The 18,397-nt window shown below is 62.7% G+C and carries 17 protein-coding genes and 1 tRNA gene; 14 read left to right on the forward strand and 4 right to left on the reverse strand.

Annotated features, from left to right (window positions below; all coding sequences use genetic code 11):
* Positions 1 to 154: 154 nt before the first annotated feature.
* Positions 155 to 2,146 (reverse strand): transketolase, encoded by a 1,992-nt coding sequence (tkt, locus tag MESOP_RS07015; RefSeq protein ID WP_013892633.1) that lies wholly within the window; start codon positions 2,144 to 2,146, stop codon positions 155 to 157.
* 262 nt (positions 2,147 to 2,408) lie between these two features.
* Between tkt and MESOP_RS07020 the strand changes: the two genes are divergently transcribed.
* The 4 genes from MESOP_RS07020 (at position 2,409) to MESOP_RS07035 (ending at position 4,994) form a co-directional block, all read left to right on the forward strand.
* Positions 2,409 to 2,681: a DUF4164 domain-containing protein gene (locus MESOP_RS07020; RefSeq protein WP_013892634.1), complete on the forward strand. Its 273-nt coding sequence runs from the start codon at positions 2,409 to 2,411 to the stop codon at positions 2,679 to 2,681.
* Between the two features lie 11 nt (positions 2,682 to 2,692).
* Positions 2,693 to 3,058: a cell division protein ZapA gene (locus tag MESOP_RS07025; RefSeq protein ID WP_013892635.1), complete on the forward strand. Its 366-nt coding sequence runs from the start codon at positions 2,693 to 2,695 to the stop codon at positions 3,056 to 3,058.
* 249 nt (positions 3,059 to 3,307) lie between these two features.
* On the forward strand, positions 3,308 to 3,967 hold the full coding sequence (locus MESOP_RS07030) for a peroxiredoxin (protein WP_013892636.1): 660 nt from the start codon (positions 3,308 to 3,310) through the stop codon (positions 3,965 to 3,967).
* Positions 3,968 to 4,127: 160 nt separating this feature from the next.
* Complete coding sequence (locus MESOP_RS07035) at positions 4,128 to 4,994, forward strand: MBL fold metallo-hydrolase (protein ID WP_013892637.1); 867 nt, start codon at positions 4,128 to 4,130, stop codon at positions 4,992 to 4,994.
* A 306-nt stretch (positions 4,995 to 5,300) separates the two neighbouring features.
* On the opposite strand, the gene rpoH is transcribed toward MESOP_RS07035, so the two are convergent.
* Together rpoH and MESOP_RS07045 are read right to left on the reverse strand one after the other, a co-directional pair.
* Positions 5,301 to 6,212, reverse strand: a complete 912-nt coding sequence (gene rpoH, locus MESOP_RS07040) for an RNA polymerase sigma factor RpoH (RefSeq protein WP_013892638.1) — start codon at positions 6,210 to 6,212, stop codon at positions 5,301 to 5,303.
* A gap of 209 nt (positions 6,213 to 6,421) precedes the next feature.
* Complete coding sequence (locus tag MESOP_RS07045) at positions 6,422 to 7,474, reverse strand: RluA family pseudouridine synthase (protein WP_041164022.1); 1,053 nt, start codon at positions 7,472 to 7,474, stop codon at positions 6,422 to 6,424.
* Positions 7,475 to 7,501: 27 nt separating this feature from the next.
* Here MESOP_RS07045 and MESOP_RS07050 point away from each other — a divergent pair, with 27 nt between their 5' ends.
* From MESOP_RS07050 to MESOP_RS07080, 7 genes are all read left to right on the forward strand, one after another.
* Complete coding sequence (locus MESOP_RS07050) at positions 7,502 to 7,885, forward strand: hypothetical protein (RefSeq protein ID WP_013892640.1); 384 nt, start codon at positions 7,502 to 7,504, stop codon at positions 7,883 to 7,885.
* The gene (locus MESOP_RS07055) at positions 7,882 to 8,289 is read left to right on the forward strand and encodes a VOC family protein (protein ID WP_013892641.1); all 408 of its coding nucleotides are present in this window, start codon (positions 7,882 to 7,884) and stop codon (positions 8,287 to 8,289) included. The genes MESOP_RS07050 and MESOP_RS07055 overlap by 4 nt, the downstream gene beginning before the upstream one ends.
* 91 nt (positions 8,290 to 8,380) lie before the next feature.
* Positions 8,381 to 8,455: transfer RNA gene (locus MESOP_RS07060), tRNA-Glu, on the forward strand.
* Positions 8,456 to 8,475: 20 nt separating this feature from the next.
* Positions 8,476 to 8,847, forward strand: coding sequence for a hypothetical protein (locus MESOP_RS07065; RefSeq protein WP_013892642.1), 372 nt, complete (start codon positions 8,476 to 8,478; stop codon positions 8,845 to 8,847).
* A gap of 811 nt (positions 8,848 to 9,658) precedes the next feature.
* Positions 9,659 to 10,240, forward strand: coding sequence for a VOC family protein (locus MESOP_RS07070; protein ID WP_013892644.1), 582 nt, complete (start codon positions 9,659 to 9,661; stop codon positions 10,238 to 10,240).
* Between the two features lie 22 nt (positions 10,241 to 10,262).
* Positions 10,263 to 11,108, forward strand: a complete 846-nt coding sequence (locus MESOP_RS07075; RefSeq protein WP_013892645.1) for a glutathione S-transferase family protein — start codon at positions 10,263 to 10,265, stop codon at positions 11,106 to 11,108.
* A 291-nt stretch (positions 11,109 to 11,399) separates the two neighbouring features.
* Complete coding sequence (locus MESOP_RS07080; RefSeq protein WP_049802442.1) at positions 11,400 to 11,768, forward strand: hypothetical protein; 369 nt, start codon at positions 11,400 to 11,402, stop codon at positions 11,766 to 11,768.
* Positions 11,769 to 11,916: 148 nt separating this feature from the next.
* Here the strand turns inward: MESOP_RS07080 and MESOP_RS07085 are convergent, their stop codons facing one another.
* Positions 11,917 to 12,126, reverse strand: coding sequence for a hypothetical protein (locus MESOP_RS07085; protein WP_013892647.1), 210 nt, complete (start codon positions 12,124 to 12,126; stop codon positions 11,917 to 11,919).
* A 315-nt stretch (positions 12,127 to 12,441) separates the two neighbouring features.
* On the opposite strand from MESOP_RS07085, the gene MESOP_RS07090 reads away from it, so the two are divergent.
* From MESOP_RS07090 to MESOP_RS07100, 3 genes are all read left to right on the forward strand, one after another.
* Positions 12,442 to 13,365 (forward strand): DUF2865 domain-containing protein, encoded by a 924-nt coding sequence (locus tag MESOP_RS07090; protein WP_013892648.1) that lies wholly within the window; start codon positions 12,442 to 12,444, stop codon positions 13,363 to 13,365.
* Between the two features lie 137 nt (positions 13,366 to 13,502).
* A complete protein-coding gene (locus MESOP_RS07095; RefSeq protein ID WP_013892649.1) occupies positions 13,503 to 13,739 on the forward strand; it encodes a hypothetical protein in 237 nt (78 codons plus the stop codon).
* Positions 13,740 to 14,307: 568 nt separating this feature from the next.
* Positions 14,308 to 18,075, forward strand: coding sequence for a PAS domain-containing protein (locus tag MESOP_RS07100; RefSeq protein ID WP_013892650.1), 3,768 nt, complete (start codon positions 14,308 to 14,310; stop codon positions 18,073 to 18,075).
* Positions 18,076 to 18,397 lie beyond the last annotated feature (322 nt).

The raw sequence follows: 18,397 nt of genomic DNA on the forward strand, positions 1-18,397 counted from the left end.
TCTCCCTGGGAGTTGGAAGGTAATTTGGTCCGCAGCTTCATAGCGGCGGACGGCCGAAGAATCCAGCCGTCCAAGGCATGGATTTAAATCGATTAGGTCGGGCCAGGTCACGAAAATGCGGATGCAGTTTCGTGGGCCTGGGCACTTCAATCGGTTATTTGCCGTGCAGGCGGGCTTCCGCCGCCTTGGCAGCCGCCTCGGCGGTGATGCCGAAATGTGGATAGAGCTGCTCGATGGTGCCCGAGGCGCCGAAGCCGGTCATGCCGATGAAGATGCCGTCGGAGCCGATGAGATGATCCCAGCCCTGGCGGATGCCGGCTTCGATCGCCATCTTGATCGGCGCGTTTCCGATCGTCTTCTTCCGATAGCCATCGCTCTGCTTGTCGAACAGTTCGAAGCAAGGCACCGACACGACGCGGGTCGGGTGGCCGTGCTTCTCCAGCAAGTCGCGGGCGCCAAGCGCGATCTCGACTTCGGAACCTGTGGCGAAGATCGTCACCGCCGCCTCGCCGCTGGCCGCGGCCAGTTCGTAGGCGCCCTGGCTGCTCAGGTTCTTGTCCGAGTGCTCGGTGCGCACCGTCGGCAGGTTCTGGCGGGTCAGCGCCAAGGTCGACGGGGTCTTCTCCGATTCAAGGGCGATCTGCCAGCATTCGGCGGTTTCCACCGCGTCGGCCGGACGGAAGACATTGTGGTTCGGGATGGCGCGCAGCGCCGCCATATGCTCGACCGGCTGGTGGGTCGGGCCGTCTTCGCCCAGACCGATGGAATCATGGGTCATGACGAAGATCGAGCGGATGCCCATCAGCGAGGCAAGCCGCATCGAGGGGCGGGCATAGTCGGAGAAACACAGGAAGGTACCGCCATAGGCGATGAGGCCGCCATGCAGCGTCAGGCCGTTGATCGCGGCGGCCATGCCGTGCTCACGGATGCCGTAGTGGACATAGCGCTGGCCGTAATCGTCCGGCGTGATGTTCTTGGTCTGGCTGGTCTTGGTGTTGTTGGAGCCGGTGAGGTCGGCGGAGCCACCGATGGTCTCGGGCACGGCGCCGTTGATGATTTCGAGCGCCATTTCCGAAGACTTGCGGGTGGCGACCTTCGGCTTGTCGGCCGAGAGCTTCTTCTTGTAGTCGGCAATGACGGCGTCGAAATTGGACGGCAGCTTGCCGTTGGTGCGACGCTCGAACTCCGCCTTCAGCTTGGCGTCGGCCTTGGCGAGGCGACCTTCCCAATCGGTGCGTGCCTTGACGCCAGCCTTGCCGGCGGTGCGCCAGGCGTCGAGGATGTCGGCCGGGATTTCGAAGGGCGGCGAGTCCCAGTTGAAGAACTTGCGTGCGCCGGCGATCTCGTCGGCGCCAAGCGGCGAGCCGTGCGCCTTGTTGGTGCCGGCCTTGGTCGGCGCGCCGAAGCCGATGGTCGTCTTGCAGGCGATCATCGTCGGCTTGTCGGAATGGCGGGCGGCTTCGATGGCATAGGCGATGGCTTCAGGTTCGGTGCCGTCGATGTGGCTGGCGTTCCAGCCGGAGGCCTGGAAGCGGGCGACCTGGTCGGTGTTGTCGGCGAGCGAGACCGGGCCGTCGATCGAGATGTTGTTGTTGTCCCAGAAGACGATCAGCTTGTTGAGCTTGAGGTGGCCGGCCAGCGCGATGGCTTCCTGGGAAACGCCTTCCATCAGGCAGCCGTCGCCGGCCAGCACGTAGGTGTAGTGGTCGACGAGGTCATTGCCGAAGGCGGCATTCATGATGCGCTCGCCGAGCGCGAAGCCGACCGAATTGGCGAGGCCCTGGCCGAGCGGGCCAGTGGTCGTCTCGATGCCGGTGGCATGGCCGTATTCGGGATGGCCAGCCGTCTTCGAGCCCAGCTGGCGGAAATGCTTGATCTGGTCGAGGGTCATGTCCTCGTAGCCGGTCAGATGGAGCAGCGAATAGAGCAGCATCGAACCATGGCCGGCCGACAGGATGAAACGGTCGCGGTCGGCCCAGCGCGGGGCCTTGGGGTCATATTTCAGGAAGCGCGTGAACAGCACCGTGGCGATATCGGCGCAACCCATGGGCAGGCCGGGATGACCGGAATTCGCCTTCTCGACGGCGTCCATGGAGAGAAAACGGATCGCATTGGCCATCCGGTCATGTTGTTCACGCGACGTCATGGTTCCTCCATGGTGGGGGGTTTGGGGCTTGGGAGAGCCCTTGAAAAGGGTGCGCGACACATAGCAGGCGCGGGCTTTTAGTCAACAAATCGGGTGCATATTTGCCGGTCTTGTGATGCCGGCGGCGGGCCTACATTAGCGTTAGCGGGGGACAGTCGCGAGAGCTTTGTTGACGTCGCCTTCACCCGGTGCCTAATGTTTCCGATATAACGCGTTCTGAACGCGAACGATTCGGTGATGGGCAGGGCACAGGACGAACGCCATGACCGGGGAAACCACGCTCAAGGAAGTGATCGCCAGGCTAGGCAAGGCCATGGAGGGGCTGGAAAGCGCCGTCGCGGCCAAGCTTGAGCACGAACGCGACTACTCGGAAGCCGAGGCCGAGGTGCAGCGGATGAACGCCGATCGCTCGCGGCTGGCGCAGGAACTCGACAATTCCGAAGCACGCGCCGAACGGCTGGAAGACGCCAACAAGGAAGTCTCGCGACGGCTGGTAACCGCAATGGAAACCATCCGCGCCGTGTTGGACAGATAGGAGCTGGCCCGATGGCACAGGTCACGGTTTCAATCGACGGCAAGCAGTATCGCATGGCCTGCGACGAGGGCCAGGAAGAGCATCTGATCGACCTTGCCGAACGCTTCGACCGTTATGTTTCACACCTGAAGGACTCGTTCGGCGAGATCGGCGACCAGCGGCTGACCGTGATGGCCGGGATCATGGTGATGGACGAGCTTTCCGAGCTGCAGAAACGCGTCAAGGGCATGGAAAGCGAAGTGCTGACTTTGCGCAAGACGCGCGACGAGGCGCTGACCAAGGCCGACAAGAGCGACAGCGTGCTGACCAACGCGCTCGGCGCGCTGGCGCAGCGCATGGAAGATCTCACGGCGACGCTGGCGGTCAACAAGGCCTGAGCAAGTCGCGGTTGAACGGCATCGCGCGCCGGATCTGTTCTTTCATACAGACCTGTCTCCGGCAGAGACAGCTTCGACTTCGGCGGACATCCGAAAATCCTGCCGCAATTTCCATCGAGGACAGAATCTTTTTCGCCGCCAGCGCTGCAACTGGCAGGTTTAAGCATTTTGTCGGCGCTGCCAGGAGTGCTAAAAAGGTGTTGAGCTGCGGCAGCGGGTTTGCGGCATTGTCAGGGGTAGGGATAGATCATGAGCCTTCGTATCAACGATATCGCACCGGACTTCACCGCCGAGACCACCCAAGGGGTGATCAAATTCCATGACTGGATCGGCGACGGCTGGGCGATCCTGTTCAGCCACCCGAAGAACTTCACCCCGGTCTGCACGACCGAGCTCGGCACGATGGCGGGGCTCGAAGGCGAGTTCAAGAAGCGCAACGTCAAGATCATCGGCATTTCGGTCGATCCGGTTGCCAGCCACGACAAATGGCAGGCCGACATCAAGACGGCGACCGGCCATTCCGTGAACTATCCGCTGATCGGCGACAAGGACCTCAAGGTCGCCAAGCTCTACGACATGCTGCCGGGCGGTGCCGGCGAGACGTCGGAAGGCCGCACGCCCGCCGACAACGCCACGGTGCGCTCGGTCTATGTCATCGGGCCGGACAAGAAGATCAAGCTGGTGCTGACCTATCCGATGACCACGGGCCGCAACTTCGACGAGATCCTGCGCGCGGTCGATTCCATGCAGCTGACCGCCAAGCACCAGGTGGCGACGCCGGCGAACTGGAAGCAGGGCGAGGACGTCATCATCACCGCCGCCGTTTCCAACGAGGATGCGATCAAGCGTTTCGGCGCCTACGAAACCATCCTGCCCTATCTCCGGAAGACCAAGCAGCCATCGGCCTGAGCACCTCCCCGGGCGCCTGGGAACGGTTTTTGCCTTTCTCGCCGCCTCGGGCGAAGCGATACTTGACTGGGCGGCCTGAGAGGACAACCATGCTCTTCTCAGGCGCCGTCAGAGAAAATCATTCCTGCCGGCCGAGGAGTTGAGGGAGCCGGAATTGGACATGGTTTTGGCCAGGCCATTGGTCAGCGGCTTCTATGACAAGCCGACCGGGGCCATCCAGTATGTCGTCGCCGATCCGGCCACGAAGCGCTGCGCCATCATCGACCCGATCCTCGACTTCGACGAGAAATCCGGCGCAACGGGTACGAAGAGCGCGGACGCCCTGCTCGATTTCATGGAAGAGAACGGGCTGGAGCTGGAGTGGATCCTCGACACCCATCCGCATGCCGACCATTTCTCCGCCGCGCATTACCTGAGAGAAAAGACCGGGGCGCCGACAGCGATCGGCGACAGGGTCGTCGATGTCCAGAACCTGTGGAAGGCAATCTACAACTGGCCGGATTTTCCTGCTGATGGCTCGCAGTGGAACAGGCTGTTTGGGGAGGGCGAGACCTTCCGGATCGGCACCCTTCCGGTCAAGGTGCTGTTCTCGCCCGGACACACGCTGGCGTCGATCACCTATGTGGTCGGCGACGCCGCCTTCATCCACGATACGCTGTTCATGCCCGACAGCGGCACGGCGCGGGCGGATTTTCCCGGCGGCAGCGCCTTGCGGCTCTGGCATTCGATCCAGGCCATCCTGGCTTTGCCAGATGAAACGCGCGTCTTCGTCGGCCATGATTATCAGGCCGGCGGCCGCGAGCCTCTCTGGGAAAGCACGGTGGCCGCGCAGAAGGCCACGAACATTCATCTCGTCGCCGCGCACAGCGAAGCCGAGTTCGTCGCCTTGCGCGAGGCGCGTGACCGGTCCCTGCCGATGCCTAGGCTGATCCTGCATGCACTGCAGGTCAACATGAACGGCGGACGGCTGCCGGAACCGGAGGCCAATGGCCGGCGATATCTGAAATTTCCGCTGGATGGGCTTTGACGGGTATTTTTGTGGCGGGCGCCGCCGGTGAAACTGCCGATCTCCCCACCTGCGGGGGAGAGATGCCCGGCAGGGCAGAGGGGGGTGCTGTCCCTCCGACCTGTCAGCCAATTGTGCCTTCAGTTTTCGGTTGGGTGACTGACGCCGAAAGTAGCGTTCCTTCACACCCCCCTCTGTCCTGCCGGACATCTCCCCCGCAAGGGGGGGATTGGCCATGCTCCCGGTTTTCGCAAACCGCCAGCCGAATATAAAAAAGCGGCGCCAGTTTCCTGACGCCGCCTTTTGATCTTGTTGCCGAACCCGGCTTTACGCTGCCGGCTGCGCCTCGATGGTGCGCAGCGCCTGCATCTGGCGCTTGGCGGCGGCCTTGACCGCATCCTGCACCTTCTCGAAGGCACGCACCTCGATCTGGCGCACGCGTTCGCGGCTGATGTCGAACTCGGCCGACAGCTCTTCCAGGGTCAGCGGCTCCTCGGCGAGGCGACGCGCCTCGAAGATGCGCCGCTCGCGATCGTTGAGCACGGCAAGAGCGCCGGACAGCATGCCGCGCCGGTTTTCCAGCTCGTCCTGCTCGATCAGCATCTCTTCCTGGCTTTCGTGGTCGTCGACCAGCCAGTCCTGCCATTCGCCGGACTCGCCTTCCGTCGCCCGGATCGGGGCGTTGAGCGAAGCGTCGCCGGACAGGCGGCGGTTCATCGACACCACTTCGGCTTCGGAAACGTTGAGCCGCGTGGCGATCTCGGCGATCTGGTCGGGCTTGAGGTCGCCGTCATCCAGCGCCTGGATCTTGCCCTTCACCTTGCGCAGGTTGAAGAACAGGCGCTTCTGGTTGGCGGTCGTGCCCATCTTGACCAGGCTCCACGAGCGCAGGATGTACTCCTGGATCGAGGCCTTGATCCACCACATGGCGTAGGTCGCGAGGCGGAAGCCACGCTCGGGTTCGAATTTCTTGACGGCCTGCATCAGGCCGACATTGCCTTCCGAGATCACTTCGCCGATCGGCAGGCCGTAGCCGCGATAGCCCATGGCGATCTTGGCGACGAGCCTCAAATGGCTGGTGACGAGCTTGTGCGCGGCGGACGTGTCTTCATGCTCGGCATAACGCTTGGCGAGCATGTACTCTTCCTGCGGCTGAAGCATGGGAAAGCGGCGGATTTCTTCCAGGTAGCGGCTGAGGCCGCCTTCGCCGGAAACGATACTGGGTAGTGACTGGGCCATGATAGCGCCCCCTCTCTATTGGAGTGATGCCCCCGAAACGCGGCGGGCATGTGACGCGAGCACCAAAGGCTCGCCCGCGACACGAGATCTTATACAGGAACAAAACCAGAAAAGACAGCTTTTGTTCAACACGAAACAGTGTGTCACGTTGAAGTGAACAATGTCAGTCAGGTTTTTGATGGCTGGCTCAACGCCTGTCGTCGGCAGGTTCAGAACTTGCGAAAGCCGCCGACGAGTTCCTCCATGTCCCTCGGTATCGGCGCCTCGAACCTCATCGTTAGATGGGTATCGGGATGACGAAATGCAAGGAGCCAGGCATGCAAAGCCTGCCGGGAAAATGCCTTGACCTGGCTTTTCAACGGTTCGGGCAGCCGGTTGGCCTTGGTGCGGAAGGCCTGGCCGTAGTCGGGGTCGCCGATCACCGGATGACCGATATGGGCCATGTGGACACGTATCTGGTGGGTGCGGCCGGTTTCCAGCCGGCATTCGACCAGGCTTGCAGTGGCGAACTCCTGCTGTTTCTCGCCAAAACGCTCCTGGACGGCAAAATGGGTGACGGCGTGGCGGGCGTCGTCGCGACCTTCCGGCACCACGGCGCGGCGCACCCGGTCGGCGGCGCGGCCAAGCGGCGCATCGACCGTTCCGGTCGGCCGTTGCGGGATGCCCCAGACCAAAGCCAGATAGGCGCGTTCGAGATCGCCGGTCAGGCCATGATCGGCGAAGGCTTCCGACAGGGCCTTGTGGGCGCGGTCGGTCTTGGCCACCACCATGACGCCGCTGGTCTCCTTGTCGAGGCGATGGACGATGCCCGGCCGGCGCACCCCGCCAATGCCGGAAAGGCTGTCGCCGCAGTGATGGATCAGCGCGTTGACCAGCGTGCCGGTCCAGTTGCCGGCGCCGGGATGCACGACAAGCCCGGCCGGCTTGTTGATGACGATCAGTGCGTCATCTTCATAGAGCACATCGAGCGCGATGTTCTCGCCCTGCGGCTCGGCCGGCTCGGGCTCCGGCATGGCGACCGAGACGCTTTCACCTGGAAGCATCTTGCGCTTGGTTTCGTCGACCGGCTTGCCGTTGATGGAAACGGCGCCCTGCCGGATCAGCATCTGCACGCGGCTGCGCGACATGTCCGGGCCAAGGCTGGCAGCCAGCCACTGGTCGAGGCGCTGGCCGGCCGCATCCGCGCCCGTCACCAGCACGGTGGGTGCCTCCATCAATCGGTCCTCTATCAATTGAGGGGCCTCTTCGCTATGAGCGCTCATTGAAAAACCGTTCCGGAATGTTTTGCCATGGCCAGCCCAACCGCCGAGGAAGATCAGGAAAAGCCGCTCGACCCCGAAGTCGAAAAGGTGCGCAGGAAACTCGTCCGTTTCGTCGGCATCAATCTCGGCCTGCTGTTTCTTGCCCTTATGGTGGTGATCGGCGCCCTTGTCTACAAAGCGCGCAACGCGCCACCGACGAGCCCGCCGCTGGCCGGCGATATCCAGACCCCCGCCGGCGAGCTTGCCAGCGGCGACATCGTGCTGCCGGTCGGGGCCAAGGTGGTGAGCCAATCGCTGTCCGGCAGCCGCGTCTCCATCGATGCCGAGCTCACCGACGGCAGCCGTGCCATCTTCATCTACGATATCGCCGAGCGCCGCCTGATCGGCCGCTTTGCAATTCGCAACAGATGACGGATTTTGCCGAACATCGTCGCGTCGCGACCGTTGCGCTGGTCGTCGCCAACTATGACGAGGCGATCGCCTGGTATGTCGGTCGGTTGGGTTTTGATCTCGTCGAGGATGTCGATCTCGGCGGCGGCAAGCGCTGGGTCACGGTGGCGCCGGCCAACGGCCAGGGCGCCAGGCTGCTTCTGGCCGAGGCTTCCGACGAGGCACAAGGCAAAAGCATAGGCAACCAGACCGGTGGCCGGGTTTTTCTCTTTCTCGAAACCGACGACTTCGCCCGCGACCACGCGGCGATGCTGGAGAAGGGCGTCGAATTCCGCGAGGCGCCGCGTTACGAACCCTATGGCACGGTGGCGGTTTTCGCCGATCTGCACGGCAATCTCTGGGACCTGATCGAGCCCAAACGGTAACGTGCGCGTTGCTTTTTGTCCGATGCGGCAAAGCAGCCGAAACCCCAGTTGCTTTTTCCCAGCCGTCAGCCTATATCGCCGGTTCTTGAGCGCGCCCATCGTCTAGCGGTCAGGACACCGCCCTCTCACGGCGGGAACAGGGGTTCGATTCCCCTTGGGCGTACCAAGGATTTTCTGCCAGATGCGATGCTTGCGCCATACGGCCTGTTGCAGCAAGTTGGCTGCATGAAACAATTGGCTTTGCCGCTCCTCATTTCCGCGTCCCTGATCGCCCAGTGCGGTCCGTCGTTCTCCAAGGACAGGAAGATCACCGGCACCATTCGAGGTTTCGAATGTGGCGACAATTGCTATCTGACCATTGTCGACCGCAAGAAGGAGGAGCAAGTCGGCCTGTGTTCCGCTCCCGAGTGCGGAAGCTGGAACGAGCAAACCGCGATGCCGTCCCGCTACAAGGGAAAACGCGTGACCGTTACAGTCGGACAAGGGCAGCAGATCGATGACGGCGGCAACGTGATGGGAGAGATGATGTCCTTCACGAAGATCAGATTTCTCGACTAGCATTGGCGTATTCGCGACCACCTCGCGCTCCAAGTGGAAGTGGAGGGCCAGCGCAATGCCGGCCCCTTTTGCTTTTAGACTGCTGTGCAGCGGTCCGTCCCGGCGCAACAACAGCTCCGTCGCTTCTTCCCGCAGTCTCGGGTCACATTCAGACAAAGCACCCGTGTGGGTTGCGTTCACCGAAAGAAGCGGCAAAGCCCGCGAAAATCCGGTGGCCGCATGGCCGAATCCACCCAATTTAAGTCAGGCCGCGACGCTTGAAAGCATAACGATCTCTGTTACTTGGCATGCGGGGTAGCGTCCGCGGATGGCGGACTTTGGGTCGGGTAGAGTTGGGATGACCGCAGTGAAGACGATGTGCTCGCGCTGCCATGGCGGCGGCAAGGTTTTCGATTGCTCGAGATGGTCTGCGTCAAAAGGGCATTGCTGCCCGCAGGGGACGCATCAGACAAGCTGCCCGGGGAAGACCATCGCATGCGCCGAATGTGGCGGCGTGGGGATGCTGGCGGTGGCCGAGCTCAGGGCTGTCGCGTAGTCGCGGTTGCCGTCGCGTAGTCGCGTTTTCGGCCATGGCGCTACGAACGCGACTTTCGCTTGCACTGATAACCGCTATCCCTAAAAACGTTTCTCTGGCTTTTATCACCAGGAATGGTTTCGCCGGCGTGCCAACATTAGGGTTCGCCGCTTCTGGCGCGGCGGAGCCGATTGCATTAGCATCACCTCCTGGATCTTGAGGCACGGCTCGAGTGGCGCGCAGAACGCCGAGCGCCGGGCAGATCCGCACGGGCAGCTGATGCCTCGGGAGGGGCCAATGCAGAAACTGCAGTCGCAGGGTGTCCACCACATCACGCTGGTCGGCGCCGGCCGCCAGACCTCGATCGATTTCTGGGAGGGCGTGCTCGGCATGCCGTTCATCTTCGAGCAGCCCAATCTCGACAAGCCCAAGGAGAGCCATCTCTATTTCGATCCCGGCGATGGCCGGCTGATCACCATCTTCACCGACGAAAGCCGCACGCCGGAGAAGCGACGCACGCCGACCGATACGGGTTGTGTCCATCACATCGCCTTTTCGGTGTCGCGCGTCACCTTCCTGCAGGCGGTCGCGCGGCTCGACCAGCGCGGTATCAAGCACAGCGGCGTCAAGGATCGCGGCTTCATGGATTCGATCTATTTCGAGGATCCGCTCGGGCTGCTGATCGAACTCGCCTCCTATCGCTTCGAGCCGCCGGCCGGCTTCACCCATGCCGACGTGCTGATGGAAGCGCACAGGCTGCGGGTCGCGCGCGGCGACTACAACATCGCAGAAGTGCATCTCGCCGATGCGATCCAGGCGCTCGTCGAGCGTTCGCGCGCAACCCTGTCGGATGACCGGGCGCCGAAGAACCCATACTGAACGGGCACAGAGGGAGGAACAAATGGCCAAGACAGCGACAACGAAGGCGAAGAAACCCGCGGCCAAGGTGGCCGCAAAAGCGACCCCAAAGGCGGGGGCCAAAGCAGCGGCGAAACCGACGGCAAAGGCCACCGCAAAACCCGCTGCGAAGGCCAAGGCCAAGCCGGCGAAGAAACCGGGGCTGAAGCTCAGCATGCTGAAGCCGAGCGTCAACAACATGACGGTGCGGGTGTTCGCGCGCGCGGCCGGATTCGACGCCGCCGAGACCGACGCCTGGGGCCACACGCGCTCGCCCGAATATATGGCGCGCAATCCGGCGCACCTGACGCCGATGATCGAGGACAAGGGGCTGCCCAGGGGCGTGCTTTGGGAAAGCTGCGCCATCATGCAGTATCTCGCCAACAAGCACGGGCTGGAGAAATTCTATCCCACGGCGCCGGCCAAGCGGGCAATGGTCGACAGCGCCATGTTCTACCTGATCGGTACGCTCTACCCCTATGTGGCACGCGCCACCTATCCGGCGCTCGGTTTCCCGCACTATGCCGGCGAGGTCGGCCACAGCGACGCCCATCCCGACAAGAAGTCCGAAGCGCAGAAGGCAGCCATGGCCGCGATCGCCGAGCCGTTGGAGGTCTTCCACAGCTTCTTCAGGGACGGCAAGCCGTTCATCGGCGGCAAGCACCCGTCGATCGCCGACATCCGGCTGGCGGCGACGCTCGAATTCCTGGCCGTCATCGACTACGTGCTGCCCAGATGGACGAAGGAGTACATGGCGGCGATCGAGAAGAAGCTCGGCAAGGCCTACGCCGAGCCGGCCGGCGACGTGCGCGGCTATATCGCCCATGTGAAGTCGCAGGCCAGGGGTTAGGGATTCGTTAACCAAAGCCCTGTCTACTGCCCGGAATTCACCGCGCGACCACGGATGTACTGGCGCCGAGGTGGAAGGAAAGGTCGGCCCCGCGCCGGCCTTTTGCTTTTTGGGGTGGTGGTGCCGGGGCATCGCGGCACGAAAATCAGGCAACGCCGAAGCATCAACTTTTGCTGCGAGATATTGTCATTGCCAACGTCGGCTCTAACATCCCTTACAGCCAGTCCAGCCATGAATGCCGGCCGGCAGTGAAATCGAGGGATTGCAATGAAGTGCGTCGCGGCAAGGCTGATGATCGCCGTTGGAATGCTGGTCGGGACCCTTCTCCCGTTACAGGCCGCGACGCTCAATACAATGGCTGATGTCGGGGCCGCGATCCAGGCGTGCTGGACGCCCCCGGCGGATGCCGGGAATTCGACCGTAACCCTGAGCTTCAGCTTCAAGCGCGACGGCACGCTGATCGGTCCGCCAAGGGCGACTGCCGTCAAGGTGGCCGGCGATTACAAGGCGCGGCAGGCCTTCATCGACGCGGCCACCGCGGCCGTCAAGAATTGCACGCCCCTGACTTTCTCTGCGACGCTGGCACAGGGCATTGGCGGCAAGGTGTTCACATTGCAATTGGTTTCCCCGAAGCAGTTGCAATCGGTCTCCCCGAAGTAATAGCTGTTCCCGCGACGACCTTACGGTGACCATGCCTGACGCCATGGGTCAGGGAAGGCTCGCGAAAAGCAGACTGTCCGGCAGGTTTTACACCTCCGCGTAGCCGGCCCCTCCGGGATCAGCGGCTCAATGGCCCGGCGCTTTTGGCTCAATGGCTCAGGCGCCGCGCCTCGGCATGCCGTGCCAAATCCGGTGTCTCGAAGACGTAGTCGCTCCAGGCCGATTCCGGAATTTGCCCGGCCAGATAGCACTCCAGCAACAGGTTCTGCTCGGCGTTGAGCGGCCGTGGCGCGCCCTCAAGCCCGAGGGAATGAAAAAGGTTTCTTGTCAGTTCCGATACCGTGAAGTGGATCGACATCCGCGTTCTCCTTTGCCTTTCAACGCCGCAGGCCAGGCAAAGGTTTCAGGTCAGGTATCGGATTTAGTCGCCCCGCCTGGCGTCCTGGCCTTGCAGCATTGGCTGCCATCGATCGGGCCGCACTGTTTTCCGGTTCGTCTCAATCTTGAAATAAAAATGTAATATCGAATTTACAGGGCTGGTCCTACTACACTAAATGAAGGTCTGCTTAGGTCGAAAGTCTTAGAATATTAGACTAGACTCATTTAGTCAAAGGTTAGCTCAGTCTAAAGAACGTGATTCCAGACTATCCGCAACAAGGATCATGTCGTCCCGATGACCCGTTTCTGGTTTCTCATAATGATGGTCGCACTGGTAATGGTGACCGCCTTTGCGCTCGGCACAACATCTTCCTACGCGGACAGTTGCAGCGCGATCAGAGGCCAGTTGCTTTCCGCCGGTCGCGGCGGCGGCGTGAGCCCGGAACTGGCGCAGCTGCGCCGCCAGCTCGCGGCGATCCAGGGCCTGGAGAGGCAGCGCAGATGCACCGCGCAAAGTGCGACGGGCGGTTTCTTCAACGCTTGTGCCGACCTTGCCAGGAACCGGTCGGACGTGCAGCGCCAGATCGCGGCCGCGTCCAATTCCGGCCGGGACATTTCGGGCCTGCAGGCACGGTTCGCGGCGCTCGGCTGCACATCCCGGGGCAAGGAGCAGCGCCCGGCACCGAAGGCGCAGTCCGCCGCGGCAACGGCGGTGCCAACGTACAGCGGCAACACCATGCTGTTTTGCGTGCGCCTTTCGGATGGATATTTCTTCCCGGCGCCCAAGTCGCAATTCGCCGGCAACGACGATCTCAAGGATACGGTCGATCAATGCCGTTACATCTGTGACGATCCGGCGGTCGACCTCTACACGCTGAGCGATGCCAGTCTGGAAACCGAAAAAATGGCCGCGCTTGACACGCGCAAGCCTTACACGGAATTGCCGACGGCTTTCCGCTACCGTGAGGATGCCAATTTCAAGGCCTGTGACGTCAAGCGCTATTACCAGCGGGTTGCCGAACTGAGAGCGAGGACGGTCACGCCCACGAACATGAGCAATGCCATCATCCCCTTGCCGCAGCCAAAGCCGGACCTCGGCAGTGTCGCGGCAATTCCGGGATCCGGCAGCGAGGCTCCGGGCACCGCTCGGTTGCAATCGATCGAGGCTGGCAAGCGGTCGGTGCGCGTGGTTGGCCCTGCCTTCTTCCCCGTGGAATAGCAACGGTTTTTCAAACCCGGCGGCCGACCGCCGCGATGAGCCTGTCGCTTACCTGGCCGCAATCACGGCCGCCGCGATCCGGCTGGAACAGGTGCCTGCTCCCGGCGTTGTGATCGACATCAGCTGGGAGCAACGCCATGGCCACGTTCAGGGAAATGCGGGTTCTGGAGATCCTCGAAGACGGCTCCTTGACCAAAGACGAGAAGATCGCCGAACTGCGCAAGATCGAATCCGAGGCGCGCGGGCTACAGCGGGCAGCGTCGGAGAGCCCGATGGGCAACGATGACGGCTGGCAAGACGATCTGCGCCAAGTTCGCTTAGCGCTCGACAAGCTCGGTGCAAAGGAACCCAAGAAGGGCGCGGCAACGCTATAGAAGCCCTGCCGGCAACAAGGCTCCAGCTTTAGTCGCAAACCATGCGAACGCGTTGGCCTGGCGCGCTTACATTCCTGCACGCCAGCTGCTTTTCCGGGCCGGAAGACGAGGGAGCCGGGGAGGAAAGCCTCCTTTGATGCCGTCTCTGCACGGCGGGCTTCACAACCCTACGCCCGGAAAACCGTTCGGGCGACTGTGGTGGCGCCGGAAAGGCACCATTGTCGACCTGCGACGGTCCGTAGTCGACATTGGGTGGCGGCCGATCCCAGAAGCGCCTGGCATCGAGCGGCCGCGGGATGATGACCGTGCCGTCATAGCTGCGCGAACAGCCGCTGCCGAAAAGCAGCGCCACGCCCAGCAAAAAAGGCCCTATCCGTCCAGACATAAGCAACACCCCTGCGGGCGCTTATAACGCAGCGTTGGCCGACCCGGCAACCGCACGGAACAACGCAGCAACAACGGTCCGGTTGCTTCGTTAAGGTTAGCGGATCGTTAATGCTTCTCGGGCACATTCCGCCGACGAACCGCGGAGGGAGGGTTCGGCCTTGATTTTCGGGGTGGGGACAGCATGGCGGAAGCGGACGAAGCAATCGGCGCGCGCGGCAAGCGCGAGCCCGGCAAGGTAGCAGTGCATGGCGGCGACGCCTTGCCACATACTGCCGATATGGATCGCGCCGAAGGGCTTCGCCAGCTTGTCGAAGCCGGCTCGGACTGGATCTGGGAGACCGATGCGGAGCTGCGCTTCTCCTGGCTTTCGCAGGGCTACCAGGCGGCGACGGGCATCGATCCGGCCGATGTGCTTGGCCGGTTCCGCTTCGATTTCCTCAACCAGGTCCTGAAGGGCAATCGCAGCGCGGCAGCGCATCTGGAAGATCTGCAGGCGCGCCGGCCGTTCCGCGACTTCGTCTATGAGCTGAAGGGCGGCGGCGCCGACTGCCGCTGGGTGCTGACGTCAGGCTTTCCACGCTTTGACAGCGAAGGAAAATTTGCCGGCTATCGTGGCATCGGCCGCAACATCACCGCGCTGGCCGCCGCCTTCGAGGAGATGGCGCCGAAACAGGACGAAGACGTTTCTTCGCAAAGTCTCGTCAACCTTCGCACGATGGTCGATTCGATGCCGATCGGCGTGGTCGTCCTCGGTGCCGACATGCGCGCGGAGGTGATCAACAGCGCCTTCCATGACTTCTGGAGGATCGATCCAAACCGCGCCGGGATCGGCTCCAGCTTCCGCGAGCTGATGGAAGCCAGCCGTGCCATAGATCCCTTCGGTGCCGACGAGACTGCCTGGCAGCGCCATGTCGCCGAGCGCGAAGCCGAGATCAGGGCCGGCGTCGCCGGCTCCAGGCAATTGCCGCACAATGATGGGCGCACGCTGGTCGCCTCACTGGCATCGCTGGCCGGTGGCAAGCGGCTCATTTCCTATGTCGATGTCACCGACATGAAGGGCCGCGAGACGGAAGCCGAGGATGCCCGCAAAAACCTTGCAACCGTGCTGGAATCGCTGCCGGCAGGCGTCATCATCTACGACCGAGACGACAAGTTCGTCTTCGCCAACCGCAAGCTGCAGGATTCGCTGCCGGCACTGAAGCCCTACTGGCAGCCCGGCCGCACTTTCCGCGAGGCGCTGGAGTTCGGCCACTCGGTCGGCTATTTCCGCTCGAGCGGCGATGCCGTGGTCGACAGCCTTTATGCGGTCGATACCGAACGCTGGCTCGACGGCATGCTGAGGCGCTACCGTTTGCCAAATTCTTCCTATGAGCGTCTCAATGCGGATGGACGCTGGTATCAGGTCTACGACATGCGCACCGATGACGGCACGTTCATCGGCGTGCGCGTCGACATCAGCGACCTCAAGAGCCGCGAGGCCGCCTTGCGCGACTCGATGCGCCAGATCGATCTGTTCCGGCACGTCATGGACGAGCTGCCGGTGGCCGCCTTCATCAAGGCGCAGGACCTGAACATCGAATTCGTCAACAAGGCCTGGTGCGCGCTGACCGGCCTCGCCAAGGAAGATGTCATCGGCCGGACCGACCGGCAATTGTTCGGCGCCGAGGAAGCGGAAGGCTTCAGCCATGACGACGCCGATGTCGTGGCGACCGGCAATGTGCGCGAGGTCGAGGAGCCGGTCACCCATCGCGACGGCACGGTGCGGCAGTTGATGACGCGCAAGAGCCGCCTGGTGGCCAGCGACGGCTCGGTGCACCTTGTCGGCTCCAGCACCGACATCACCGATGTCAAGGCGCGCGAGCGGGCGCTGGAAGAAAGCATGCGCGAGAACGAGGTGTTCCGCAGCCTGATCGACAACGTGCCGGTGTCGATCTACGCCAAGCGCTCCGACCTCAGGCAGTTCTACGTCAACAAGGGCTGGTGCGACCTCACCGGTCTCGGCAAGGAAGAGGCGATCGGCAAGACCGACGTCGAGATCTTCGGGCCGGACGGCGAGGCCTTCGTCGCCGGCGACCTGGCCGTGCTGCGCACCGGCGAAACCCAGGAGATCGAGGAGACGGTGACGCTTGCCGATGGCAGCGTGCGCCACCAGTTCGCCCGAAAGGGCGCGATGATCGCGTCCGACGGTTCGCTCTATCTGATCGGATCAACCACCGACATCACCGAATTGAAGATGCGCGAGGCCGAATTGCGCGAGGCGCGCCAGCGTGCGGTGCTCGCCGACCGCGCCAAGTCGGAATTCCTCGCCAATATGAGCCATGAGATCCGCACGCCGATGAACGGCGTGCTGGGCATGGCCGAACTCCTGGCCAAATCCAATCTCGATCCAAAGCAGAAGACGTTCACCGACATCATCGTCAAATCGGGCAACGCACTTTTGACCATCATCAACGACATCCTGGATTTCTCCAAGATCGATGCCGGCCAGCTGGTGCTCGATCCGGCGCCGTTCAATCTCGCGGAGGCGATCGAGGACGTCGCGACGCTGGTGTCGACACGCGCCAAGGAAAAGGATCTCGAACTCATCGTGCGCATCGAGCCGAGGCTCGGAAGCCTTTTCATCGGCGATGTCGGCCGGATCAGGCAGATCGTCACCAACCTGCTCGGCAACGCGGTGAAATTCACCGACGAAGGCCATGTGCTGGTCGACGTGACCGGCGAACGGATGCCGACCGGAACCAAACTGACGATCTCGGTCACCGACACCGGGATCGGCATCCCCGAGGAAAAGCTGAAGCTGGTGTTCGAGAAATTCAGCCAGGTCGACACCTCCTCGACAAGGCGGCACGAGGGCACCGGGCTTGGTCTCGCCATCACCTCGCGGCTGGTCGAACTGATGGGCGGCAAAATCGGTGTCGAGAGCGCCGAGGGCAAGGGTTCGACTTTCTGGTTCGAGGTGACGCTGCCCAGCGCCGAACAGCAGAACGGGCAGCGCATCATGCCGGTGGATGTGACCGGCGCTCGCGTGCTGATCGTCGACGACAATGCCGTGAACCGTGCCATCCTGACCGAGCAGATGACGTCGTGGACATTCGATTCATGCGCGGCTGAAAGCGGCGCCGAGGGGCTCAAGGTGCTGATCGCCGCCGCGGCCTATGGCGTACCGGTCGACTGCGTCGTGCTCGACTACCAGATGCCTGGGATGAGCGGCGCCGAAATGGCGCGCATCGTGCGAAACACCGCGGGCCTCGCCAACACGCCGATCATCATGCTGACCTCGGTCGACCAGTCGCTTGCCAACACCAGCTACCGAGATCTCGGCATCGACGCACAGCTGATCAAGCCGGCGCGCTCCTCGGTGCTGCTGGAAACGCTGGTCGCGACCGTCCAGCGCCATCGCCACACCACGGTTGGCCACGCCGCCCAGCCATCGGCAGGCGAGGCGCCTAATGCGCCTCAGCGGCAATCATTGGCGCCGTCCGAGCAGCGCGCACAATTGCAGCCACCGCCGGTTCGTCCCAGGCTGCCGGCCGTCGGCGGTGACGGACAGAGGCTTGATATCCTCGTGGCCGAGGACAATGAGGTGAACCAGATGGTCTTCACCCAGATCCTTGGCGAGACCGGCTACGGCTTCGAGATCGTCAGCAACGGCCGCAAGGCACTCGACGCCTTCGGCAAGCTCAATCCTTGCATGATCCTGATGGACGTCTCGATGCCGGAGATGAGCGGTCTCGAAGCGACGGCCGCGATCCGCCGGCTGGAGGAAGACACCGGCACGCATGTGCCGATCGTCGGCGTCACCGCGCATGCGCTCAAGGGCGATCGCGAACGATGCCTGGAAGCGGGCATGGACGACTATCTGCCCAAACCGATCAGCCCCAGGGCCCTCTTGGAGAAGGTCGAGCGCTGGGTCGGCGCCAGCCGCCAGGCGCAGCGCAACGCGGGATAGCACCGCGTCGCGGATTCGCGGCATCTGAAGAGGCAAGCCGAAGGAATCAGTGGGAGATTCCCTGCTACCCCCGCGTGCAATGACTATGGTGCGATCGCACCATATCAAAGGCTGTGCCTAGCCGGGACAATGGCGGCATCGAATTCCGCTCATCCAGTTACGGGCGGGAGCAGCGACCGCCGGCAAGGAACAGCGTCACTCTACCCCAACGGACCTGTTTTCGGCGATGGCCCGGCCACGACACGCTCTGGCCTCGAGCAACGCACTCCCGTCCGGATTTTCTTCACCTTTGAAAGCCCCGTCGAATCCGGCGGCGGCTGCG

Source organism: Mesorhizobium opportunistum WSM2075, assembly GCF_000176035.2.
Classification (GTDB): domain Bacteria; phylum Pseudomonadota; class Alphaproteobacteria; order Rhizobiales; family Rhizobiaceae; genus Mesorhizobium; species Mesorhizobium opportunistum.